Raw genomic sequence first — 23,075 nt, forward strand, 5'->3', positions numbered from 1 at the left:
ACGATGTCGGATGCAGAATTTGTTGCCAGTTTCTCTGATAAACACGCGATCAACGGCGACCTTCTGCATGGCGAGGGCGCAACGCAGAGTATTTTTAATCCCGCCACCGGCGACATCATTGCAGAAGTGGCGGAAACGTCTCTGGCGCAGGTCGATATGGCCGTTAATGCCGCCAGTCAGGCATTTACCCGCTGGTCACGCACCACACCCGCCGAACGCGCCACTCTCCTTTTGCGCATTGCCGATGCTATCGAAAAGCAGGCTCCGCAGCTGGCGCGTCTTGAAGCCTTAAACTGCGGCAAACCGCTGCATCAGGCGCTGAATGACGATCTGCCAGCCGCCGTGGATGTCTTCCGTTTTTTCGCCGGTGCTGTCCGGTGTCAGCAGGGGCAATTGGCCGGAGAATACCTGCCCGGTCATACCTCCATGGTGCGCCGTGACCCGCTTGGCGTTGTCGCTTCTATCGCCCCGTGGAATTATCCGCTGATGATGTCAGCGTGGAAAATCGCACCGGCGCTGGCCGCCGGAAACACCGTCGTTTTCAAGCCTTCTGAACATACTCCCCTGACCATTCTTGCCTTACTGCCTGCTTTGCAGGACATCCTGCCGCCGGGCGTGCTCAACGTGATCACCGGCAGCGGAGAAAGCGTCGGCAACGCACTGGTCAGCCATTCTCACGTTCGTTTGATTTCCCTGACCGGCGATATCGTCACCGGACAACGGATTTTGCAGGCCGCAGTTAAAACCGTAAAACGCACTCATCTTGAGCTGGGCGGTAAAGCGCCGGTAATTGTGTGTAATGACGCGGATATTGACGATGTGGTCCACGCCGTCAGCACCTGGGGCTATTACAACGCCGGACAGGATTGCACCTCAGCCTGCCGCGTTTATGCGCAGGCCGGGATCTACGAACGTCTGGTGGAAAAACTGGGCGACGCCATTGCTCAGTTGCCGTTCGCCAAAAAGAACGACAGCGAAAACTTTATGGGACCGCTGATCAGTGCCAGACAGCGTGACCGCGTATCCAGCTTTGTCGAGCGGGCGCTGAGTCAGCCGCATATCGAGCGGATTACCGGCGCGGCATCCCATTCCGGTTCCGGTTTTTATTACCAGCCGACGCTGCTGGCGGGTTGTCTGCAAAGTGATGAAATCGTCCAGCGCGAAGTGTTCGGGCCGGTGGTCAGCGTGACGCGTTTTGACTCGCTTGAGCAGGTCGTCAGCTGGGCCAACGAATCTGAATACGGACTGGCTTCCTCAGTCTGGACACAAAATATCGACCTCGCCATGCAGATTTCCTCCCATCTGCAATATGGCACCACGTGGATTAACACCCACTTTTCCCTGGTCAGTGAAATGCCGCACGGCGGACTGAAACGCTCCGGCTACGGCAACGATCTTTCCAGTTATTCCTTACAGGACTACAGCGTAGTCAGACACATCATGGCGAAGTTCAAACCTCAATTCTAAAAACAACATTTACGACGACAGGACAGGAGTAAGCGATGAATAAGAACAAAGGTGTTTACGCTTTATCTGCTATTTGTTTGGGCCTGCTGAGTTTCTTAAATAGCGCGCTGGCTGCCGACGCACCCACCAGTATTGGCAAAGGCGAAGGCCAGTTAAATATTGTTGCGTGGCCGGGGTATATCGAGCGCGGCGAAAGTGACAAAAACTATGACTGGGTGACGCAGTTCGAAAAACAAACCAGCTGCAAAGTGAATGTGAAAACCGCGGCGACGTCCGACGAAATGGTCAGCCTGATGGCGAAGGGCGGCTATGACCTGGTGACGGCGTCCGGCGACGCATCGCTGCGTCTGATTTACGGTAAACGCGTGCAGCCGATCAACCCTTCGCTGATCCCTAACTGGAAAAACGTCGATCCGCGCCTGACCAAAGGCGCATGGTTTAACGTAGGCGGCAAAGTCTACGGCACACCATACCAGTGGGGGCCGAACCTGCTGATGTATAACACTAAAACATTCCCGACACCGCCGGACAGTTGGGCGGTGATTTTTGTCCCGCAAAACCTGCCAGATGGCAAACCGAATCAGGGGCGCGTTCAGGCCTATGACGGTCCGATCGCCATTGCCGATGCCGCGCTGTACCTGAAAAGTACCCAGCCAGATCTCAAAATTGAAGATCCGTATCAGCTCAATGAAACCCAGTATCAGGCCGTGCTGAAACTGCTGCGTGCCCAGCATCCGCTGATCCACCGTTACTGGCACGACGCCTCCGTGCAGATGAGCGATTTCAAAAACGAAGGTGTGGTCGCCAGTTCCTCATGGCCGTATCAGGCCAACTCACTGAAAGGCGAGAAGCAACCGATTGCCACCGTGTTTCCGAAAGAAGGCGTTACCGGCTGGGCGGATACCACCATGCTGGCGGCGGATTCCGAACATCCGAACTGTGCCTATCAGTGGATGAACTGGTCGCTAGAGCCGAAAGTGCAGGGCGACGTCGCCGCCTGGTTTGGTTCCGTGCCTGCGGTTCCGGCGGGTTGTAAAGCCAGTCCGCTGTTAGGTGCGGAAGGCTGTCAGACCAACGGCTTCGATAAATTCGCGGCGATTTCATTCTGGAAAACGCCACAGTCCGAAGGCGGCAAGTTCGTGCCATACAGTAAATGGACTCAAGACTATATCGCCATCATGGGCGGCCGTTAATACGCGGCATCCTTTGCGCTGTCTCTGCGTTGGCTGCGTTCGCGAACCCCGGTCACTTACTTCAGTAAGCTCCCGGGGATTCACTCAGTTGCCGCCTTGATACAACACAAATGATTTTGCGTATTCCAGTGGAATTGGTTTTTTCAAAAATGAAACCGGGAGCTAACTATGCCCGCCGTACAATTTATCAATGTTTCCCGAATATTCGGGGAAACCAAAGCCGTCGATAATGTGTCGATCGATATTCAGGACGGCGAATTCTTTTCCATGCTTGGGCCTTCGGGTTCGGGTAAGACCACCTGCCTGCGCCTGATTGCCGGGTTTGAAACGCTGTCATCCGGTTCCATCCGTATTCATGGCAAAGAGGCCACAAAACTCGCGCCGTATGAGCGGGATGTGAATACCGTCTTTCAGGATTACGCGCTGTTTCCGCACATGACCGTGCTGGAGAACGTTGCGTATGGCCTTATGGTGAAAGGCGTGGGCAAAAAAGAACGCAATATTCGCGCGATGGAAGCGCTGGAACGGGTGGCGCTCGGTTTTACTGCGGCGCGCAAACCGGCGTTTTTGTCCGGCGGTCAGCGTCAGCGCGTGGCTCTGGCGCGTGCGCTGGTCAATCAGCCCAGCGTTCTGCTGCTCGATGAACCGCTCGGCGCGCTCGATCTCAAACTGCGAGAGCAGATGCAGGGCGAGCTGAAAAAACTGCAACGCGAACTGGGCATTACCTTCATTTTCGTCACGCATGATCAGAGTGAAGCGCTGTCGATGTCGGACCGCGTGGCGGTGTTTAACAACGGGCGCATCGAGCAGGTGGATTCACCGCGCGAGCTGTATCTCAATCCGCGCACGGCGTTTGTCGCGCAGTTTGTCGGTACCGCCAATGTGCTTAATTCTGATCTCTCCCTCAGGCTCACCGGCCTTGCCGGCAGCCGTTCGATTCGTCCGGAACATATCCGCCTGACGCCACAACCGCAAGCCGACAGCAATATCGTGCAGGTCAGCGCCATCCTGAAAGATATCCATTTTCAGGGGGCGGCGACGCGCTACGAACTGGCGCTGGATGGCGGTGAGCGGCTGTTTGTCAGTGAACCGAATAATCTGGCGGCCAGCCTGCAAACCCACTTCCAGACCGGGCAACCGGTGGTGGCGTGCTGGAACCGGGACGCCATGGTGGCGCTGCTTGAGGGTTAAACGATGGATATCAGTATGACTCCTTACGAGAAGCGGGCGCGGCGTGGCCGGGCGCTGATCACTTTCCTGCATCATCGCCCCGGATTTTATCTGGCGCTGCTGCTGGTTCCGCCGCTGTTGTGGTTCGGTGCCATCTATTTAGGTTCGTTGTTTACGCTGCTGTGGCAGGGTTTGTATACCTTCGACGATTTCACCATGACAGTGTCCTCTACGCTGACCACCGCGAATCTGCGCGCGCTGTTTGATCCGGTGAACGCCGACATCATTATCCGCACGGTGAGCATGGCGCTGCTGGTGTCGTTTTTCAGCGCGGTGCTGGCGTTTCCGATTGCTTATTACATGGCGCGCTACATTACGGGCAAGAAAAAAGCCTTCTTCTATGTCGCGATCATGTTGCCGATGTGGGCGAGTTACATCGTCAAAGCCTATGCGTGGACGCTGCTGCTTTCCAAAGGCGGCGTGCTGCAATGGTTCCTGGAACATCTCGGGCTGGAACCGCTGCTGACCGCGTTGCTGAGTCTGCCGGGTATCGGCGGCAATACGTTGTCAACGTCGGGGATCGGGCGCTTCTGGGTGTTCGTTTACATCTGGCTGCCGTTTATGATTTTGCCGATCCAGGCGGCGCTTGAACGTCTGCCGCCGTCCCTGATCCAGGCATCCGAAGATCTGGGCGCAAAACCCTGGCAGACGTTGCGCTATGTCATCTTCCCGCTGGCGGTGCCGGGTATCGCCGCGGGGTCGATTTTCACCTTCTCCCTGACGCTGGGCGATTACATCATCCCGCAACTGGTGGGGCCGCCGGGGTATTACATCGGCAATATGGTGTATTCCCAGCAGGGGTCGATTGGCAATATGCCGATGGCGGCGGCGTTCACGCTGGTGCCGATTGTGCTGATTGCTGTTTATCTGTCGATGGTTAAACGACTGGGAGCTTTCGATGCACTCTAAACGCGCACCCTGGTTACTCAAACTGTCCGCATGGGGCGGGCTGGTTTTCCTGCATTTCCCGCTGCTGATCATCGCGGTCTACGCCTTTAACACTGAAGACGCGGCGTTCAGTTTTCCGCCAAAAGGCTTCACGCTGCACTGGTTCGCGGTCGCGGCGGGGAGACATGACATTCTCGACGCCGTCTGGCTCTCGGTGCAAATCGCCTGTTACGCCACGGTGATTGCGATGGTGCTGGGCACGCTGGCGGCAGCGGCGCTGTACCGGCGCAATTTCTACGGCAAAAACAGTATCACCTTGCTGTTCATGCTGCCGATTGCCTTGCCGGGGATCATCACCGGGCTGGCGCTGCTCAACGCGTTTCACGCCGCACAAATCGAACCGGGAATGCTGACCATCGTTATCGGTCATGCCACTTTCTGCATGGTGATTGTTTATAACAACGTCATCGCACGTTTCCGTCGCATCACCCACAGCCTGATCGAGGCATCGATGGATTTAGGCGCCGACGGCTGGCAGACCTTCCGCTACATCATTTTACCCAACCTGAGCACCGCGCTGCTGGCGGGCGGAATGCTGGCGTTTGCGCTGTCTTTCGATGAAATCATCGTCACTACCTTCACCGCCGGACACGAGCGCACGCTGCCTATCTGGCTGCTCAATCAGCTGGGACGTCCGCGCGAAGTGCCGGTCACCAACGTGGTGGCGCTGTGCCTGATGGTACTGACCATGATCCCGATTTTGGGCGCATGGTATCTGACAAGAAACGGGTCTGATGTGGCCGGTGACGGCAAATAATAAGGAAAAAATAATGCAAACGAACATGCTGATTAATGGTGAGCTGGTTGCCGGAGAAGGAACGTCGTTGCCGGTTTACAACCCGCATAACGGGCAGGAAATAGTGCGACTGGCGCAGGCCAGCGAGCAGCAGACCAAACAGGCTGTCGATCTGGCGCACAAAGCTTTTACTGAATGGGGGCAAACCACGCCGAAAACCCGTTCTGAGTTGTTACTGGCGCTGGCCGATCGCATTGAAGCCAATGCTGAAGACCTCGCGAAACTCGAATCGCTGAACTGCGGCAAACCTTTTCATCTGGCGCTGGGCGATGAGATCCCGGCGGTAGCTGATGTGTTTCGTTACTTTGCCGGTGCCAGCCGTTGTCTGAACGGACTGGCCAGCGGCGAGTATCTGACCGGTCATACTTCCATGATCCGCCGTGATCCGCTGGGAGTTATTGCCTCTATCGCGCCGTGGAATTATCCGCTGATGATGGCTGCCTGGAAAATTGCTCCGGCGCTGGCGGCGGGCAACTGTGTGGTGATCAAACCTTCTGAAATTACGCCGCTGACGGCGCTGAAGCTGGGAGAACTGGCGCAGGATTTGTTCCCGGCGGGTGTGCTGAATGTGTTGTTTGGCGACGGTCAGAGGGTGGGTAACGCGCTGACGCATCACGATAAAGTGCGGATGATTTCTCTGACCGGCTCGGTCGCAACCGGCGAGAAAATTGTTGCGCAGGCCACCAGCGGCATCAAACGCACGCATATGGAACTCGGTGGCAAAGCGCCGGTGATCGTGTTTGATGACGCGGATATCGATCAGGTGGTGGAAGGCGTGCGCACGTTCGGTTTCTACAACGCCGGACAAGACTGCACCGCGGCCTGTCGACTCTATGTGCAAAAAGGGGTTTATTCGCGGCTGGTCAACGCGCTGGGCGCAGCGGTTTCTACGATCAAACTTGGGACAGATGAAAGCGCAGAAATGGGGCCGCTGGTATCGGCAGCACATTTAGAACGGGTGGAAGGTTTCGTGCAACGCGCAAAACAGCAGGCGCATATTCAGGTGGTCACCGGCGGCGAACGCGTGCGCGGTGAAGGCTATTATTTCCAGCCTACCGTGCTGGCGGGAGCGCGTCAGGAAGATGAAATCGTGCAGCGCGAAGTGTTCGGGCCGGTGGTCAGCATCACCGAATTCGATACCGAAGATCAGGTTCTCGACTGGGCAAATGAATCGAATTACGGGCTGGCTTCGTCGGTCTGGACGCAAAACATCGGTCGCGCCCATCGGCTCAGCGCCCGTCTGCAATACGGTTGTACCTGGGTGAATACGCACTTCATGCTGGTCAGCGAAATGCCGCACGGCGGACAAAAGCAGTCCGGCTACGGCAAAGATATGTCGATGTACGGACTGGAAGATTACACGGCAATCCGGCATGTGATGATAAAGCACTAGCATCCGGCTTCGGCAGATTTACAGGGCTGGCGGCGTTCCCGCCAGCTTATTTTCACATCAAATCTTTTTCGCCAGCAGCGTCGCAAACCGCAGTTTATAGCGGTTACCGTTTTCGTCGCGTTTATGCAGCTCGCCGACGTCTTCGTTGTACTTCACGATTTCCCAGCCACGGTAATACTCGCGCAGTTCTTCAGGCTGGAAGGTGAACGGGAAGGGCAGCGGACACGGGAAATCCGGGCTGTCCATCGCGGCGACAATAAGGTTGTAGCCTCCGGTTTTCGTCGCAGCGTGCATGTCCTGAACAATATGCGGAATGCTGTCGCGTTGCAGAAACATCATCACTACCGTTGAAAAGATAAAATCATATTCACCGCTGAAACGATGCGTGTTCAGATCCTGCTCGCTTATATGAATGTTTTGCAGGGATTCCGCCGCAATAATGTCATTCACTTTTGCGACGCTCATCGCGTTGTTATCCCAGCCGGTGACATCAAAACCTTTCAGGTTGAGATACAGCGAGTTACGTCCGCTGCCACACCCTAGATCCAGCGCTTTGCCCGGCTGCACGTAATTTGCTGCGTTGAGAATTTCAGAATGGGTACGGGTCAGACCGTACTTTTCAGTGTAATAGTCTTCTGGTGCGAGGTGTTGTTTCATTCGCGGGTTTCCTGAATAGTGAATCGATTACCCGCGATTATCCTCTAAAATAGCGTGCGCGCACCATGACTCTTAATGGGGGCAGCGGGTTATGCGGTGATCAGTCTGCCGGTAAAGGTAACTGCCGGTGCCATGTACCGGATCACCTTCAAAACCGACTTTTTGCATGCCGATTTTCTCCAGCACACGCTGCGAAGCCAGATGATTTTCGCGCACGGTGGCGGAGATCCGCTCAAGATGCAGTTTCTCGAAACCTGCGTTCAATGATGCGCTGGCAAACTCCGTTGCCAGCCCTTTTCCCCACGCGATGGTCGCAAAGCGATAGCCGAGAAATACCCGGTGATTTTCGTAGCCTTCGCGAACTCCCAGCCCACCGAAGCCGATAATCTCATCCGGCTTATGACTCAACGTTATCGCCCAATGGCCGAAACCGTGTTCCGGCCATTCCTGTAACCAGCCGCTAAGTTTTTCCTTCGCTGCCGCTATGTCTTTGAGCGGACCGCGCGGATTAAACAGATTAGTTTGCGGATCGCCGTAAATAGCAAAAAATGAACCGATGTCATCAGCCTCGACAGGCCGGAGCAACAACCGCGATGTTTCGAGGATCATAGTCAGCGTTTTCCTTCTGTTAGCTGAAGTAAATCTTAGACCGAGCGGGAAACTCCGCCATCTGTTTTTGCAAAAAATCAATAAACCGCCGCACCTTTTCAGGGACATGGCGGGTGTTGGGATAGAGCGCGAAAATGCCCTGTGTCGGGAACCGGTGATCGGGCAGCAAATGGCATAAACGCTGTGCGTCGATTTCCGGTTGCACCAGCCAGTCGGGCAGCAATGCAACGCCTGCTCCTGCCAGCGCAAAAGATAACAACGCCGATGCGCTGTCGGCGGTCACGGCCGGAGGCGAAGAAACACGAAACGGAATTTGCTCCCCACGGGTACGGGTTACCGGCCAGCTCATTGGCAGCGGCAACCGGCTGTGCGCAATCCACGAGGCCTGAGCCAGCTGTTCCGGTGTTTGAATACTTCCTGATTGTTGCAAATATGTCGCAGAGGCTACCGGCAGGATTTCAAAACTCCCCAGCGTGGCGGCGTGGTGACTGGAATCGGCTAACTGACCGAGGCGGATCGCCAGATCGAAGCGTCCGGAAATCAGGTCATCGTGATTCGAGGACGCAACATGCTGAATGCGCAATTGCGGATGCAGTGCAGAGAACGCCGCCAGCGCCGGAACCACCACGCGTGCACCGTATTCCGGCGTACTGGTGATACGCAGTTGTCCGCTCAGACCGCCGTGGTCCCGGCGTACGTCATCCAGTACCGATTCGGCTTCCTGCAATAAATCCTGACAGCGCTGATAAAAGCGTTCGCCCGATTCAGTTAGCGCCAGCCGCCGCGTGCTGCGGGTCAGCAACGCGACGCCGGTTTCGCTTTCCAGTTGTTTGACGTTGAAACTGACGACTGCCTTGGTCAGCCCGAGCGAAGCTGCCGCGCCAGTAAAACTGCCTGCGTTAACCACCGCCACGAAAATCTCCAGCCGCTGCAAATTCAGCATTTCATACTTCCTGATTGTCAAAATATTTTTGACAGTGTAACTGCGCCGCGCCCGTTTATCCCGGACAATATCTCCGTTAGATTGCACGCCTTAACTGATTGTGGATGAGTGCAGATGAGTCACAGAGCGCGGGTTGCCGCGGTGTATTTGCTCGGTTTTTTCGTTGATCTGATCAACATGTTTATCGCTAACGTGGCGTATCCCGGCATCGCACGCCAGTTTGATGCACCGGTCAGCGCGCTGGCGTGGGTCAGCACCGGATATATTCTCGGGCTGACGCTGGTTATCCCGCTCAGTCGCTGGCTGGCCGCACGTTTCGGGGCGCGCCGGATTTTCATCCTTTCACTGACGATTTTTATGCTTGCCTCTGTTGGCGCAGCAAGCGCCGGAAATCTGACCACGCTGATTGCCTGGCGTATTGTGCAGGGGCTGGGCGGCGGATTATTGATCCCGCTCGGGCAGACGCTGACATACGCGCTTTACCGCAGCCACGAACGTGCCAGACTTTCGGCGGTGATCATGCTGGTCGGGCTGATGGCACCGGCGCTTTCTCCGGCCATCGGCGGCATTATCGTGGACAGTTTCAGCTGGCGTTGGGTGTTTATTGCCAGTCTGCCTCTGGCGCTGCTGGCCTGGGTGCTGGCACTGTGCTGGCTGCCACAAACGGCGCGGGAACCCGCGGAGCAGTTTGATGTGAAGGGATTTGCGCTGCTTAACGGCGGGCTGACGCTGGTGTTATGGGGGCTGACGTCGCTGGGTGAAAATAGTGAATGGCTGAGCGGCAGCGCATTCTTGCTGGCGGGCGCAGGGCTGATGGCGATGTTTGTTGGCGTATCCCGAAAACAGCCTGAGCCTTTGCTGGATCTGACGTTGATGAAAGATCCGCTGCTGCGCACCGGCATGCTGGTTTATCAGTGGGTTCCCGGCGTGTTTACCGGCGTCAGCCTGATCGCCATGCTGTATCTGCAAAATGAGCATCATTTTTCGGCAGCGCAGTCAGGCGGGCTGATGTTGCCGTGGTCGCTGGCGTCGTTTGCTGCCATCAGTTTTACCGGCAAAATGTTTAACCGCATCGGGCCGCGGGCGCTGTTTATTCCCGGCTGTCTGATACATGGCGCAGGTATTGGCTTGCTGGCGCTGCTCAGCGGGTTTCCCGCGCAGCCTTGGCTGGCGATCGCGGCGTTCACGCTGATGGGGGCGGGCAGCAGTTTGTGCAGCAGCACGGCGCAAAGTAGCGCGTTTTTACATATTCAGACGGAGAAACTGGCCGATGCCAGCGCGGTGTGGAACATCAACCGCCAGCTGAGTTTTTGCCTCGGCGTGACGCTGGTCAGCGTGATGCTCAATATTTTGCAGATTTACCTCCCGCAATCTGCGTTCAGGCTGGCGTTCATTTTTGCCGCCGCCAGCGTTATTGTTCCGGTCATATTGTGTCTGCGGTTGCCGGGCCGGGAAATTGTGCAGGAACTGCATCAGCAGGAACTTCAAAAGGAAAGAAGATGAATCGTTTTGTGAAAGAAGTGTTTGATGCACATGTGTTAATTCAGCGCTGGTTTACAGACTCCGCTGCACCTGAGCAGGTTTGTGATGAACTGCTGGCGCGGTTTAGTCCGGCCTATTCGATGGTAACTATCACCGGCCACCGGCTGGATCATCCGGCGTTATGTGCTTTTTTCAGGGCGCAGCGGGGCGCGAAAAGCGGGCTGAAGATTGAGGTCGAAAAGCCGGTGCTGATTGCTGAAAGTGAAAAAGGCGCGGTCGTTGCGTATCAGGAACGCCAGCAGTTGCCCGGCCAGCCGGAAACGCTGCGTTATTCGACGGTGTTGTTTGTGGTGGATGCAGAAGGGAAAATTCTGTGGCGTCATTTGCATGAAACGCCAGCCGCCTGATCGCGTATAAAAAAACGGCCTTCCGCGAGGAAAGCCGTTGTAGCCTGCAAAAGTGATTACTTCGTCAGGGTTTTTCTGACTTCGCTGACATCTTTTGCGGTCACTGCCGGAGCATTGTTGCTCCAGCCCTGACGGATAAAGGTCGACAGTTGTGCCGCTTCTTCGTCCGTCAGACGGTTTGCAAAGCCCGGCATCACCAGCGTGGACGGTGCGCGCGCGGTGGACGGTTGCTGTGCGCCCGCCAAAATGGTGTGAATTAATCCGGTCGGGTCTTTGGCATTCACAATCGTTGCCTGATCCAGCTGCGGGAACACGCCCGGTGCGCCTTTACCTGTCACGAAGTGACATGCACCGCAGTTATCCAGATACAAACGCTCGCCTTCGCTGAGGTTTTTCGCCGCTGTCAGTTTGGCTTCGGTCGCGCTGGCTTTCTGCGTGTCCTCTGCCGGAACCGGCGGATTACCGCCCAGGAATTTGATGTAGGCCGCGATGGCTTTCAGGTCGTCATCGGTCATGTGGGCTGTACTGTTTTCCACCACAGACGTCATTTCGCCGCCAACTGCTGCTTTGTCATTACGCCCTTTGCCCAGATAATCGACGATCTCCTGTTCATTCCAGTGCGCGACGCCGCGCAGGGAAGGGACGTCCCAGTTATTCAGGCTGCCGCCCGCCAGGAAATCAGAGTCGCTGCTGTCCAGCGCTTTCTCGTTCATACCGAAACCGCGCGGAGTATGGCAACTGCCGCAGTGACCGAGACTTTCCACCAGATACGCGCCGCGGTTTACCTGCTCAGAAGCCCCCCCTATTGGCTTGAAAGGCTTATCCGAGGCAAACGCCCAGTTCCAGAAACGCATCCCCCAGCGCTGACTGAACGGGAAACTCAGATCCGTTTCCGGCGGCTGTTCCGCGCTCGGTTTTACGCCCTGCATAAAGTAAACATAGAGCGCGTGCATATCTTCATCATTAATTTTGGCGTAATCCGGATAAGGCATCGCCGGATACAAACGGGTACCGTCAGGCAGAACGCCTTTACGCACCGCATCGGAGAACTGTGCTTCGGAATATCCGCCAATGCCGTGGTCTTTATCCGGCGTAATGTTGGTGGAATAAATGGTGCCCAGATTCGAGTTGATCGCCAGTCCGCCGGAAAACGCCGGTTTGCCAGCGACCGTATGACACGCCCCGCAGTCGCCCAGACGCGCCACATATTCGCCCTGTTTGATCAGCGCTGCGTTATCGGATTGTGTATTGGTATCCGCCTGCGCATTCGCCATAAAACCTGCTCCCAGCAGCAGAGCATTAGCGATAAATAAACTTTTGAGTTTCATCCTGTTCATCTCCGCTTATGCCTGAACCAGTGGACCAGGGTTTTTCAGGTACTGATCTTTAATCGCCTGCGCCGCCATCAGGGTGATCGCGCCGATGGTGTCCGTCGGGTTGGCCTGGAAGTTTTGCGGGAACGCATTACCGCCCGGCACAAACACGTTATGCACATCCCAGCTTTGCAGGAACTTGTTCAGCGCCGAGGTTTTCGGGTTATCGCCCATCACCGCGCCGCCCACGTTATGCGTGGAAACGTACTTGGTCAGGTCAAAATGCGCGTCCATCGGCAGGAAGCTTTCGCTGTAGCTGTCCGGGTTCAGCTCTTTGGTGATATTGCCGACGATGCTTTTCAGGTATTGCTGCAATTTGAGTTCGTTCTGTTTCCAGTCGAAGGTCATGCGCAGCAGCGGATAGCCGTATTCGTCTTTGTAGTTCGGATCGAGATCCAGATAAATGTCGCGGTAAGACTGGCAGGTTGTCGTGATGCTGATTTTCATCGAATGGCCGTACCATTCTTCCATCCCTTCTTTCCAGTCGGTGCCCCACGCAGGCGTGCCTTTTGGCAGCGAGGTGCTGATTGGCGTGCCGGTGGCCTGAGAACTGTGGATTTTCGCGCCGCCGATGAAACCTAAAGAAGGGCCATCAAAGTTGCCCGGAGAGATGTCGTTAAACATCTGGCCTGTGGCGCCTGCGGTGGCGAAAGGGTTGAAGTTTTTGTCTTTGAAGAACAGCGTCGAGCCGCCGTTACTCAGGAACGCATAGTTACGGCCAATCACGCCTTCTTCAGTGATCGGGTTGTACGGTTTGCCGATCCCGGACAGCAGCATCAGGCGCACGTTACAGAACTGGAAGCTGCTCAGCACCACGATTTTCGCAGGCTGGAAGCATTCATTGCCGTCTGCATCCATGTAGATCACGCCTTTGGCGGTTTTCTTATCATCGTGTAACTCGACTTTCAGCACGTTGGCGTGGACTTCATAAGAGAAGTTATCCATGCGTTTCAGTGCGTCCATCACGGCGGTTTGCGGTGAGGCTTTTGAGTAGTTCAGGCACGGATATTTACTGCAATAACCGCAGTAGTTACACGGCGCAATCTGGTTGCCGTAAGGGTTGGTCCACGCGCGGGATACGCAGGCCGACGGGTTCGGGAACGGGTGATAGCCCATCTTTTTGGTGACTTCAGCAAACATGCTGCTGTTGAGTGTATCTTCCAGCGCTGGCAGCGGGTAAGGCTCGGAGCGCGGGCCTTCGAACGGGTCGCCGCCTTCCATAATCTGACCGCGCAGGTTACCGGTTTTACCGGACTGGCCACAGATATGCTCAAACTTGGTGTAATACGGCTCGATTTCGTCCCACGTGAACGGGAAGTCCATGATCCGCATGTCTTCCTGCAGGATGCCTGGTTTATATGCTTCGTCTGCGTAGGTTTTGAGTTTTAAATCGGTCGGCGTCGGGCGGATCAGAACCGCCGTCCAGTGCAGACCGGAACCACCGACGCCGGTACCCGGCGCAAACGCGCCCCATTTACGGGTCGGCAGGGCGGTTTCACTCATGTTGTAACGCACGGTGACCGCGGCTTCAGCCGGCGTCGCCATGACTTTGTTACGCACCGCGTAGGCGTATTCGTCCGCCGGTTTCGGGTATGCAAATTCTTCGTAGCCGCGATCGCCGCCGCGTTCGAGGGCGCGAACGGTCAGGCCTGCCATCGCCAGCTCGATACTCATCAGCGAGCCCGCCCAGCCGAGGCCGACAACAACAACGTCGACTTCTGGTTTAGTTACTTTTGCCATCTTAAATCCTGTCAGTCATCAGAAAAGGGGAATTAGGGCGCGGCAATCAGGCACGCGCGCCTTGCAGGCTCACTGGCCCCAGCGGATACGGGACGTTGTGCTGCTTAACCCACTCGGTGAAACTGGCGCGAGCGCCGGGGAATCCGATGGCGATCCACGCCTTCATCCCTTTGTTTCCGCCGTAGATCGGATCTGCCAGATAACCGTGTTTGGTGTCTGAAAGCAGTTCGCTGAAGAATTGCGAAGCGACGAGATTCTCTTCGCCTGCGTCCGCAAACGTAATGCCGTTTTTCTGAAGCTGCGTCAGTATGTTGTCTTTGTCCTGATCGTTAAGCTCATGGAAGGCTTTCTGATGATTTTGCTGACACCAGCTGTTCGCGATACGAATGCCGGTTTTGTAGATTTGCTGCGGACGGAACGGGATCTGATATCCCATCGTCGCCGGTGCATGCACGTTGAACGGGCCCTGCATGTAAATTTCTTCACCGAAATCACCGTGCATTTGCTGATCGATAAAAATCGGCACGTTGGTTTCGAGTGCACCCGGCGCTTTACCTTTGCCGCCAGCAGGGATCAGACGGTCAGCGGCGGCCATAATAAATTGCCACTCATCGGCGCTGAAAAATATTGGTTTATAATCGAGCAAATCCGGGGCAGCCATTTCCGCAGCTTGTGCCGCTGACAGCCCTTTCATCATGATGGTCCCGACAGGCAAAGCCATCAGCGACCCAAGTAAAAACTTGCGACGGGTTGTTTTTTTTTGAAGGAGCATAGAATTACGACTCTCACATGCCTGATGTTAAGTTTGGGTTAATTATTATTATTTTTGGGTACAAGCCGATAATATCACCGCTACATTTAAAATAAATGAATAAATTCCACATGAACTATGAGGTGGGAAATATCTTAATGATCTCAACAGGATTAATTTGAATTAAAAGTCATAATAATCAATAGGATATACTGTTATATGATTATTGCAGATGAGAAGAGGAATAGCATTGTTTATCAAAGTCTTCTTTATAATTCCATTGGCTGAATTTAGTTCAATCTAATTCCGCATTGAAAGCTTCTGTTATTTGTTGTTATGAATGTTAGCTAACATTTTTAACAAATAGGAATGGGTTTCACTTAGGGTGATATCTATTTGTGGGACAAAAGCGAAGTTGAAATAAGCTACAAGTTAACCCTTCCCCGGCAAAGAGAGGGTGAAGATGATTAACGACAACCTCCAATGAGGCTACCCGTTCACTTTAATCCAAAAAGGGATCCGGGAATGTGCTATCTCCGACTTTGTGCAAGGGGATAGCCGCTAACCCCGTGTTTAACTCCCGTAGAGACTCAGGGGGGCAAAATGATATCTTAGATCGCTGCGTTTTAATGTTATGGAAAACCCGCACAATGTTAATGAAACTCCCTTCACGTTGCGTCGCCATTTTTGCTGCAGTGATGCTGACTGTTCTTATCACCGTCTCCTTGTTCTTCCTGCGCAGCGCGCCGGTCCCGGAGTATGTCACGGCTCCGGTGCGTAAAGGGGATATTGAAAATACCGTACTGGCTACCGGCCGAATCGATGCGATTGAGCGCGTTAACGTCGGTGCTCAGGTCTCAGGCCAGGTAAAATCGCTGAAAGTTAAGCCTGGCGATCAGGTCATTAAAGGGCAACCGATAGCTGACATTGACGATGTGCCGCAGCGTAATGATTTGCGCACCGCAGAAGCCGCACTCAACGTGGTCAAAGCCGATCTGCAAGCCAAGCAGGCGCTCTTAAAACAGGCTGAACTCCGTTACAAACGGCAGCGGCAGATGCTTAACCAAGAAGCCAGCTCACGTGAAGATTTTGAGTCCGCAGAAGCCACGCTGGCGACCACGCGTGCGGAGCTACTGTCGCTTAACGCGCGTCTGGTGCAGGCGCAGATCGAGGTGGATAAGAAAAAGGTCGACCTGAGCTATACACGTGTCGTCGCGCCGATGGACGGCATCGTTATCGCAGTAGTGACCCAGCAAGGGCAGACGGTTAACTCCAGCCAAAGTGCACCGACAATTATCAAACTTGCACGACTGGATGTGATGACCATTAAGGCGCAGATCTCTGAGGCCGATATCACCCGTATTTTCATCGGCCAAAAAGCGCGCTTCACCATTTTCTCGGAACCTGACAAAGAGTATGACGCGATACTGCGCACCGTTGAACTGGCGCCGGAATCGGTAATGAAAGACGACACGCTTGCCAGCAGCAGTTCGGCATCAGGCTCAGGTACCTCGAATGCGTCCGTCTACTACAACGCGCTGCTGGACGTGCCCAATCCGGAAAACCGGCTGCGAATTGCCATGACTGCTCAGGTCACGCTGCTTGCCGGTGAAGGTAAAAATACGCTTCTGGTGCCCATTCAGGCGGTGCATAAAGCAGATGGCAATAAGCAGCAGGTGCAGGTTTTGACAAGTAACGGCAAGCTTGAAACCCGAGAGGTAAAAACCGGAATAACCAACAGCGTGGATATTGAGATCCTTGATGGCGTGAAAGTCGGGGAAAAGGTGGTGCTGTCGCAGCCGGGTGAAAAAGCACCTGGGGATGGGTTCGTGCTGTGAGCAATATTATTGAGCTTAACGGTATTAGCCGTACCTACCGTAATGGTGGCCAGACGCTTACCGTCCTCAAAGAGGTGAGTCTGACGATCGCGGCAGGTGAACTGGTGGCGATTATCGGCGCATCAGGGTCGGGTAAATCGACCCTGATGAACATCATGGGTTGCCTTGATGTCCCCGACAGCGGGAATTATTACATCGGCGGGCAAAATGCTGCCCAGCTTTCACCGGATGAGCTTGCAAGAATACGCCGGGAACATATCGGCTTTATCTTCCAGCGCTATCATTTGATGCCAGACCTCAGCGCACTGGGCAATGTGGAGATCCCTGCCATTTACGCCAACAGCGGGCGTGACCAGCGTCGGCTGCGAGCCGCAGCACTGCTGGGCAGGCTCGGGCTGGAAGGGCGGGAGCATCATAAACCCGGTGAACTTTCCGGCGGTCAGCAACAGCGTGTCAGTATTGCCCGCTCGCTGATTAATGGCGGAGAGATAATTCTGGCGGACGAACCGACCGGTGCGCTGGATTCACGGTCAGGGCAGGAAGTGCTGGCCATCCTCAGCGAACTTCACCAGCGGGGTCATACCGTGGTGATAGTGACCCACGACATGAAGGTGGCGCAACATGCTCAGCGGATTATCGAACTGCGCGACGGCGAAATTATCTCAGACAGCGGCAGCCGCCTGACCGCGACGGAAAAACTGCCGCCTCCCAACAGGACCCGGCAAAGTCGTTGGCAAAGTTTTCTCGATCGTACACGTGAATCGCTGGGAATGGCGCTGAAAGCGATGAACGCACACCGTTTACGCACAACCTTAACCATGACCGGAATTATTTTCGGCATCGCTGCCGTGGTCACGGTGGTGGCGCTCGGTGAAGGGGCGAAGCAGCGGACGCTGGAGAATATTAAAGATCTGGGCACCAACGTAGTGAGCATTTATCCCGGGAGCGATTTCTTCGACGACAGCGCCGAAAGCATTCGTACGCTGGTGCCAGCAGATGCTGCAGCACTGGCGAAGCAGGGGTTTATTGACAGCGTAAGCCCGGAAGTCAGTGCCTCAGACACCATTCGTTTTCGCGGAAAATCCGCAACCGCCTCAATCAATGGCGTTGGGCGAGATCACTTCCGCGTTAATGGCATCGAGATTTTGCAGGGGGCAACGTTCAGGGACGATCGTAACGCCCTGCAGGAAGTGATCATCGATGAAAATGCCCGCATAGCGTTATTTGATGAGGCGGGGTTAAAGGCGCTGGGGCAAATTGTATTCCTCGGTTCCGTACCAGCACGCGTTGTGGGCATCGCTAAGAGTAATAACCGTAGTTATGCACCCAACCGTATTACCGTGTGGATGCCCTACAGTACGGTAATGTACCGAATGGCAGGTAAACCGGTACTGACCAGCATCAGCGTCCGGCTGAAGGACAATGTGGCTAACGAGGCCGCTGTCAGTGCTATATCTCAGCTGTTGACCCAGCGTCACCGCGTAAAAGACTTCCAGCTTTATAATTTTGAACAGATAAGAAAATCCATCGAAAGTACTTCGATGACTTTCAGCATTTTGATTCTTATGGTTGCCTGCATCTCACTGATGATCGGCAGTATTGGGGTGATGAACATCATGCTGGTGTCCGTTACCGAACGTACCCATGAAATTGGCGTGCGGATGGCGGTGGGAGCGCGTCGAAGCGATATCATGCAGCAATTTATGATTGAGGCCGTCCTGGTGTGCCTGATAGGGGGGGCATTAGGCATCGCGCTGTCGTATGCCGCAGGCGCTCTTTTCACCGCACTGGCAGGCGGAATGTTTACCGCCATCTATTCCTGGCAGGCTGCTGCCGCCGCATTTGTCTGTTCAACAATCATTGGCATGATCTTCGGTTATCTCCCCGCCCGCAAGGCGGCAAGGATGGATCCGGTCGCTTCACTGGCCAGCGAGTAACCTATGAAAATATTATCACCTTTGGCTTTATGCCTCGCCGCCACGCTCAGCGCAGGCTGCGCAAACTTACTCAAAAGCGACTATCACGCGCCTGCCGTAGAGTATCCGGCCAGCTGGTATCACGATGATGCCGACGGGGAGTCCGCACCGTTTGACTGGAACGCGTTTAATGACCCCCTGCTGGATAGCTGGTTACGCCAGGTGATGGCAAGCAATAATGATGTGGCTTTAGCCGTGTTAAGGATGTACCGGGCAAGGCTTGACGCCGAGAGAGTGGGCATTGCAAGCGATCCGGGGTTAAAAGGGACGCTGGGCGTGGACAGCAGAAAACCACTTACCGGCTCATCAGGCTGGGAAAAGGGCAGTTCCGCCACCCTGAATACCAGTTATGAACTGGATCTGTGGGGCAAAATGGCCCGGCAGCGAGATGCCGCGGTTTGGGCAAGTCAGGCCACAGAAGAGGATCTGCGTGCAGCACGCCTGACCTTGCTCTCAGAGGCCAGTGACAACTACTGGCGCATTGGTTTTATTAACCAACAGATAAGCGTTCTTAAGCAGAGCATCGGTTACGCAAAAGAAACGCTACGCCTGGCGATGGCCCGCTACCACGCGGGTGGTGCTTCATCACTTGATGTGGTTGATGCCCGGCAAAGCTTGCTGACCCAGGAAAACAGACTCACCGGGCTGCAGCGTGAACGCCTGCAGGCGTTGAATCAGCAGGCGGTATTGCTGGGTACCGCGCCAGGCAGCCCCGTGGCTGAACCGATGACGTTGCCAAAAGGGGGAATGCCCGCGGTTAATGCGAACATTCCGGCCAGCGTGCTGAGACACCGACCCGATATCAGTGCTAAAGAGTGGCGGGTGCGTGAAGCTCTGGCCACCGTTGATATCAGGCGCACCGAATTCTATCCCGCATTCAGTCTGACCGGTTCTCTGGGTACCAGCAGCAGCTCGCTGATGGCTTTCCTGCAAAATCCTGTCGGTTCCGTTGGCGCCAACCTGACACTGCCGTTTCTCGAGTGGAGGCAACAGGGCGTGGATGTAAAAATTGCCCGCAACGACTACGAACAGCGATTACTGGAGTTTAAGCAGTCGCTTTATAAAGCGATGAGCAGTATTGAAGACGAGCTGTCCCTGCGTAACCAGTTACTGGCGCAGGAAAAAAGGCTGCATGAAGGACTTGAACTGGCAAGGGAGTCTGAGCGACTGAACGAAGTACGATATCGCCAGGGCGCTGTGCCTGTCTCATTTTGGCTTGATGCTCAGGAGAAGCGCCGCCAGGCGGAGCTATCACTGGATGAAAACCGCTTTAATCAGTTCCAAAATCTGGCGAAAATCTATCTGGAATTCGGGGGTTCGGCGACGTTCCCATAAATACGGATAACTCATTTCTTAATAGGATGGAACGGATCCCCGTGGGTATATCCACTTAAACGGCAGAGCCCGGATGGGTGATTGATGCGATTCCCCTTTGTCTCGCGGGTCGCTGACGCATAGCGCCCGGCGGATATCCATTGATGCGCTTAAAAGCTCTGCTAAACGCTGCCTGTGAGGCATAACCGAGGCGAAGAGCAACGGTGTCAATTGAGATCTTATCGTGAATAATCCAGTGACTTGCGATGCGCATTCGCACCTCCCTTGCATAGCGCTGGGGAGGTATGCCGATGATTGATTTGAAGCGTTCAGCAAAAACAGAACGTGACACATGCGACTGTGCAGCGAGCTCTGCAACAGACCACTCCCGACTCGTATCGCGATGAATGGCCAGAATAGCACGGGCGAGTCGGGGATCACGTAACGCAGCGATCAGGCCAGCGGCGTTCTCGCTGCCGTTTTCGATCCATCCACGCACAATCATGGCGGCCGCCACTTCTGCGAGGCGTGCCAGAATGCCCGCAAATCCTGCGCGTCCGGAACAGATTTCAAATTTCATCGCGCCCAGTATAGGAACCAGTCCCGGATAGACCTGTTCATTTGCCTCAACCACTATGGCTTGCGGCATCAGTTTACCAAGCCCCTGCATTCCACCAAGATCGAACTCCATACAGCCATAAAACAGAACCGTGCTGGGTGTCGGATGCGAACTCGGACAAGTATTGATTCCGCTGACGGCCTCGCCCAAAGGCGCAAAGCCTAACGTGTCGATATGTTGAAATGAACAGCTGACATCCGATAAAAGCTGATGCTCCTCACCCTGCGGCATGAATACCATGCTTCCGGCTTTCAGTTGGTGCAACGTACCGTCGCGTGTGCGAAGCAGAGCAGTGCCCACAGCGACGTAATGAAAATAGGCATGTCCCGGTCTGTTGCTAAAACCGACGCCAAATTCAGAGCCAGTCTGTAAACGGCGATACTGCACGCCACGCAGGCGCATTTCCAGCAGCAGTTCACTGATGAGCTCGGATGACAGGGCAAAATGTTTATTCACAGGCATAACCGGCGTTTCGGGTAAAAAATCAGGATGTGGCATCATAGATCGTCCAGCTGCTCAACTCTAGACTTGGTGTTGTGATTTTTTCCCAGGAAGAGTGTGTTATGAGAAATGAAGCAACTGTAGCTGTATCCGCGAGTTTGAATAGCTCGGAACCCAAAGAATCCGCATGGATGGCCGTTATTTCACTGACGATGGGCGTGTTTGGCTTGCTGACTGCGGAGTATCTTCCTGCCAGCCTGTTGACACCCATGGCCGCCGATCTCGGTGTGACCGAAGCTCTGGCTGGTCAGTCTGTAACGGTAACGGCGGTGGTGGCCCTGTTTGCGGGTCTGATGGTTCCCCGCCTGACGCGTAATTATGATCGCCGAAATGTTTTGCTGGGTTTTACCGTGCTGATGATTGCCTCCAACCTGCTTGTCGCACTTTCATCCAGTCTGGCTGTTCTGTTAGTCATGCGCATTTTGCTGGGCATCGCGCTGGGAGGTTTCTGGAGTATGGCTGCTGCCGTAGCGATGCGACTGGTCCCGGCTAAAAGCGTCCCGCGTGCTCTCTCCATTATTTTTAGCGGTATTGCTGTCGGTACTGTGGTTTCGATCCCGCTGGGGAGCTATTTAGGTGGGCTTTATGGCTGGCGTAGTGCTTTTATCGCTGCAACCGCAGTCGGCGTGCTGACACTGATCTTTCAGCTATTTACCCTTCCTGGAATGGCGCCGCGTAGAATGACGATAACGGCATCTGTCATGGATTTACTCCGCCGCCCAGGCATTGGGATGGGAATGACGGGGTGTGTGATCGCCCATACGGGTCAGTATGCGCTGTTTACCTATATTCGCCCGGCGCTTGAAAATATTGCCCAACTCGATGTGGATCGTTTGTCATTGATACTGCTTGGATTTGGCATCGCTAATTTTATCGGTACGCTGCTGGCCGGGTGGCTGATGGAGAGAAGCCTGCGTCTTACCCTGATAATCATGCCAGCACTTGTCGGTTTCGCGGCATTAAGCATGATTTTGCTGCCACTGGAGGAAAAGGGATTGATGTTTTTCGTCGCGTTGTGGGGGATGGCATTTGGTGGCGTACCGGTTGCGTGGTCAAACTGGGTAGCGCGTTCGGTTCCCGATCAGGCTGAAACCGCTGGCGGCATGGTCGTCGCAGCCGTTCAGTCTTCAATTGCTGCGGGTGCTGCGTTGGGAGGATTACTCTTTGGTATCAGCGGTGTAACAGGTGTTTTCATCACCGCCGGTTGCATCATGTTTTTTGCCACGCTCGTTATTGGACTAAAGGTGAGGGTCGCGCTGACCTGACCACCAGACCAGGTAGCGAGTGAAGGGAAACGTATCAATTAAGCCTGGTTATTGGGTGGTGGTCCCCACCCCTAAGCTAAGAGTGGGGGACTGTTAATGTCTGCCCCCAAGATCGCGGTCACCTGATGTGCCGCGAATCATCCGGGTAAGTTCTTCGCAGCGGATGATCTTTCCAGATGACAACGTGAAGCGGGCAAAAACTTCAAATTCACAGTGTTCATCCTGAATTTTTGCTGCGTTGACATGATGGTGTGTAAAAACCGTCTGATCCTCCGTGACGGCGGACAGAACAGAGACTTTTATTTGTGTGGTCTGTGATTTAAGCAGCGCCATATGCTGAATAAATTCGCGGTAATCGAACCGGTGACCATCGACCACCTGCTGATAGCCCGGATCAAAGTAAAGGGCAATTTCATGCTCGCTGTGTTCAGGGCTGCAGACCACGTTTTGCAGTGCATCAATGACTGTCTGAGTTGTCTTTTTCATCGGTTCCTCCATTTTGAGAGCAGAAAGAGTACGGGAAGAGCGGATGAGGGTATTATCCGTATCTGGACAAGATATACGGTTAACCGG

At 54.7% G+C, this 23,075-nt stretch carries 20 protein-coding genes; 12 read left to right on the forward strand and 8 right to left on the reverse strand.

Annotation, left to right across the window (positions count from 1 at the left end):
• Positions 1-3 precede the first annotated feature (3 nt).
• The 6 genes from UC15_RS17145 to UC15_RS17170 all read left to right on the forward strand — a co-directional run bounded on the left by UC15_RS17145 (position 4) and on the right by UC15_RS17170 (position 7,027).
• Positions 4-1,467, forward strand: coding sequence for a gamma-aminobutyraldehyde dehydrogenase (locus UC15_RS17145; RefSeq protein WP_112289582.1), 1,464 nt, complete (start codon positions 4-6; stop codon positions 1,465-1,467).
• Positions 1,468-1,502: 35 nt separating this feature from the next.
• Positions 1,503-2,660: a putative ABC transporter substrate-binding protein YdcS gene (gene ydcS, locus UC15_RS17150; protein WP_112289583.1), complete on the forward strand. Its 1,158-nt coding sequence runs from the start codon at positions 1,503-1,505 to the stop codon at positions 2,658-2,660.
• 168 nt (positions 2,661-2,828) lie between these two features.
• On the forward strand, positions 2,829-3,851 hold the full coding sequence (locus UC15_RS17155) for an ABC transporter ATP-binding protein (RefSeq protein WP_112289585.1): 1,023 nt from the start codon (positions 2,829-2,831) through the stop codon (positions 3,849-3,851).
• Positions 3,852-3,866: 15 nt separating this feature from the next.
• Entirely contained in the window at positions 3,867-4,799 is a 933-nt protein-coding gene (locus UC15_RS17160) for an ABC transporter permease (RefSeq protein ID WP_112289736.1), read from the forward strand.
• On the forward strand, positions 4,789-5,595 hold the full coding sequence (locus tag UC15_RS17165) for an ABC transporter permease (protein ID WP_112289587.1): 807 nt from the start codon (positions 4,789-4,791) through the stop codon (positions 5,593-5,595). The genes UC15_RS17160 and UC15_RS17165 overlap by 11 nt, the downstream gene beginning before the upstream one ends.
• A gap of 13 nt (positions 5,596-5,608) precedes the next feature.
• Positions 5,609-7,027 (forward strand): gamma-aminobutyraldehyde dehydrogenase, encoded by a 1,419-nt coding sequence (locus UC15_RS17170; protein WP_112289738.1) that lies wholly within the window; start codon positions 5,609-5,611, stop codon positions 7,025-7,027.
• Positions 7,028-7,084: 57 nt separating this feature from the next.
• Here the strand turns inward: UC15_RS17170 and tehB are convergent, their stop codons facing one another.
• From tehB to UC15_RS17185, 3 genes are all read right to left on the reverse strand, one after another.
• On the reverse strand, positions 7,085-7,684 hold the full coding sequence (gene tehB / locus UC15_RS17175; RefSeq protein WP_112289588.1) for a tellurite resistance methyltransferase TehB: 600 nt from the start codon (positions 7,682-7,684) through the stop codon (positions 7,085-7,087).
• A gap of 72 nt (positions 7,685-7,756) precedes the next feature.
• Positions 7,757-8,293 carry a GNAT family N-acetyltransferase gene (locus UC15_RS17180; RefSeq protein ID WP_112289590.1) on the reverse strand — a complete coding sequence of 179 codons (537 nt, stop codon included), beginning with the start codon at positions 8,291-8,293 and terminating at the stop codon, positions 7,757-7,759.
• 19 nt (positions 8,294-8,312) lie between these two features.
• A complete protein-coding gene (locus tag UC15_RS17185) occupies positions 8,313-9,236 on the reverse strand; it encodes a LysR family transcriptional regulator (RefSeq protein ID WP_112289591.1) in 924 nt (307 codons plus the stop codon).
• A 114-nt stretch (positions 9,237-9,350) separates the two neighbouring features.
• On the opposite strand from UC15_RS17185, the gene UC15_RS17190 reads away from it, so the two are divergent.
• Both UC15_RS17190 and UC15_RS17195 read left to right on the forward strand, forming a co-directional pair.
• On the forward strand, positions 9,351-10,739 hold the full coding sequence (locus UC15_RS17190; RefSeq protein WP_112289593.1) for an MFS transporter: 1,389 nt from the start codon (positions 9,351-9,353) through the stop codon (positions 10,737-10,739).
• A complete protein-coding gene (locus UC15_RS17195; protein WP_112289594.1) occupies positions 10,736-11,125 on the forward strand; it encodes a DUF4440 domain-containing protein in 390 nt (129 codons plus the stop codon). Before UC15_RS17190 ends, UC15_RS17195 begins: the two co-directional genes overlap by 4 nt.
• Before the next feature lie 56 nt (positions 11,126-11,181).
• On the opposite strand, the gene UC15_RS17200 is transcribed toward UC15_RS17195, so the two are convergent.
• From UC15_RS17200 to UC15_RS17210, 3 genes are read right to left on the reverse strand one after another with little or no spacing between them, the layout of a single operon-like run.
• Entirely contained in the window at positions 11,182-12,453 is a 1,272-nt protein-coding gene (locus tag UC15_RS17200) for a cytochrome c (RefSeq protein WP_369964463.1), read from the reverse strand.
• 15 nt (positions 12,454-12,468) lie between these two features.
• Entirely contained in the window at positions 12,469-14,238 is a 1,770-nt protein-coding gene (locus tag UC15_RS17205) for a GMC family oxidoreductase (RefSeq protein ID WP_112289598.1), read from the reverse strand.
• A gap of 46 nt (positions 14,239-14,284) precedes the next feature.
• A complete protein-coding gene (locus UC15_RS17210) occupies positions 14,285-15,010 on the reverse strand; it encodes a gluconate 2-dehydrogenase subunit 3 family protein (RefSeq protein ID WP_112289599.1) in 726 nt (241 codons plus the stop codon).
• 629 nt (positions 15,011-15,639) lie between these two features.
• Between UC15_RS17210 and UC15_RS17215 the strand changes: the two genes are divergently transcribed.
• The 3 genes from UC15_RS17215 to UC15_RS17225 are packed head-to-tail and all read left to right on the forward strand — an operon-like array spanning position 15,640 to position 20,138.
• Positions 15,640-16,827 carry an efflux RND transporter periplasmic adaptor subunit gene (locus UC15_RS17215; RefSeq protein WP_112289739.1) on the forward strand — a complete coding sequence of 396 codons (1,188 nt, stop codon included), beginning with the start codon at positions 15,640-15,642 and terminating at the stop codon, positions 16,825-16,827.
• Complete coding sequence (locus tag UC15_RS17220; RefSeq protein WP_112289601.1) at positions 16,824-18,764, forward strand: MacB family efflux pump subunit; 1,941 nt, start codon at positions 16,824-16,826, stop codon at positions 18,762-18,764. Before UC15_RS17215 ends, UC15_RS17220 begins: the two co-directional genes overlap by 4 nt.
• Positions 18,765-18,767: 3 nt before the next feature.
• A complete protein-coding gene (locus tag UC15_RS17225) occupies positions 18,768-20,138 on the forward strand; it encodes an efflux transporter outer membrane subunit (protein WP_112289603.1) in 1,371 nt (456 codons plus the stop codon).
• Between the two features lie 55 nt (positions 20,139-20,193).
• Here the strand turns inward: UC15_RS17225 and UC15_RS17230 are convergent, their stop codons facing one another.
• Positions 20,194-21,237 carry an AraC family transcriptional regulator gene (locus UC15_RS17230; protein WP_112289604.1) on the reverse strand — a complete coding sequence of 348 codons (1,044 nt, stop codon included), beginning with the start codon at positions 21,235-21,237 and terminating at the stop codon, positions 20,194-20,196.
• A 62-nt stretch (positions 21,238-21,299) separates the two neighbouring features.
• Here UC15_RS17230 and UC15_RS17235 point away from each other — a divergent pair, with 62 nt between their 5' ends.
• Complete coding sequence (locus UC15_RS17235) at positions 21,300-22,502, forward strand: MFS transporter (protein ID WP_112289605.1); 1,203 nt, start codon at positions 21,300-21,302, stop codon at positions 22,500-22,502.
• A 93-nt stretch (positions 22,503-22,595) separates the two neighbouring features.
• Here UC15_RS17235 and UC15_RS17240 read toward each other — a convergent pair whose 3' ends face one another.
• Complete coding sequence (locus UC15_RS17240; protein ID WP_112289607.1) at positions 22,596-22,988, reverse strand: nuclear transport factor 2 family protein; 393 nt, start codon at positions 22,986-22,988, stop codon at positions 22,596-22,598.
• Positions 22,989-23,075: the final 87 nt, after the last annotated feature.

This window comes from Rahnella sp. AN3-3W3 (assembly GCF_003263545.1).
Taxonomy (GTDB): Bacteria; Pseudomonadota; Gammaproteobacteria; order Enterobacterales; family Enterobacteriaceae; genus Rahnella; species Rahnella variigena.

Excerpts from the sequence above, each read along its gene's own strand:
- ydcS (WP_112289583.1), top strand. The coding sequence starts at position 1,503 with ATGAATAAGAACAAAGGTGTTTACGCTTTATCTGCTATTTGTTTGGGC.
- UC15_RS17215 (WP_112289739.1), top strand. The coding sequence starts at position 15,640 with ATGTTAATGAAACTCCCTTCACGTTGCGTCGCCATTTTTGCTGCAGTG.
- UC15_RS17155 (WP_112289585.1), top strand. The coding sequence starts at position 2,829 with ATGCCCGCCGTACAATTTATCAATGTTTCCCGAATATTCGGGGAAACC.
- UC15_RS17235 (WP_112289605.1), top strand. The coding sequence starts at position 21,300 with ATGAGAAATGAAGCAACTGTAGCTGTATCCGCGAGTTTGAATAGCTCG.
- UC15_RS17205 (WP_112289598.1), bottom strand. The coding sequence starts at position 14,238 with ATGGCAAAAGTAACTAAACCAGAAGTCGACGTTGTTGTTGTCGGCCTC.
- UC15_RS17165 (WP_112289587.1), top strand. The coding sequence starts at position 4,789 with ATGCACTCTAAACGCGCACCCTGGTTACTCAAACTGTCCGCATGGGGC.
- UC15_RS17200 (WP_369964463.1), bottom strand. The coding sequence starts at position 12,453 with ATGAAACTCAAAAGTTTATTTATCGCTAATGCTCTGCTGCTGGGAGCA.
- UC15_RS17230 (WP_112289604.1), bottom strand. The coding sequence starts at position 21,237 with ATGATGCCACATCCTGATTTTTTACCCGAAACGCCGGTTATGCCTGTG.
- tehB (WP_112289588.1), bottom strand. The coding sequence starts at position 7,684 with ATGAAACAACACCTCGCACCAGAAGACTATTACACTGAAAAGTACGGT.
- UC15_RS17225 (WP_112289603.1), top strand. The coding sequence starts at position 18,768 with ATGAAAATATTATCACCTTTGGCTTTATGCCTCGCCGCCACGCTCAGC.
- UC15_RS17145 (WP_112289582.1), top strand. The coding sequence starts at position 4 with ATGTCGGATGCAGAATTTGTTGCCAGTTTCTCTGATAAACACGCGATC.
- UC15_RS17170 (WP_112289738.1), top strand. The coding sequence starts at position 5,609 with ATGCAAACGAACATGCTGATTAATGGTGAGCTGGTTGCCGGAGAAGGA.
- UC15_RS17180 (WP_112289590.1), bottom strand. The coding sequence starts at position 8,293 with ATGATCCTCGAAACATCGCGGTTGTTGCTCCGGCCTGTCGAGGCTGAT.
- UC15_RS17240 (WP_112289607.1), bottom strand. The coding sequence starts at position 22,988 with ATGAAAAAGACAACTCAGACAGTCATTGATGCACTGCAAAACGTGGTC.
- UC15_RS17210 (WP_112289599.1), bottom strand. The coding sequence starts at position 15,010 with ATGCTCCTTCAAAAAAAAACAACCCGTCGCAAGTTTTTACTTGGGTCG.
- UC15_RS17195 (WP_112289594.1), top strand. The coding sequence starts at position 10,736 with ATGAATCGTTTTGTGAAAGAAGTGTTTGATGCACATGTGTTAATTCAG.
- UC15_RS17160 (WP_112289736.1), top strand. The coding sequence starts at position 3,867 with ATGACTCCTTACGAGAAGCGGGCGCGGCGTGGCCGGGCGCTGATCACT.
- UC15_RS17190 (WP_112289593.1), top strand. The coding sequence starts at position 9,351 with ATGAGTCACAGAGCGCGGGTTGCCGCGGTGTATTTGCTCGGTTTTTTC.
- UC15_RS17185 (WP_112289591.1), bottom strand. The coding sequence starts at position 9,236 with ATGCTGAATTTGCAGCGGCTGGAGATTTTCGTGGCGGTGGTTAACGCA.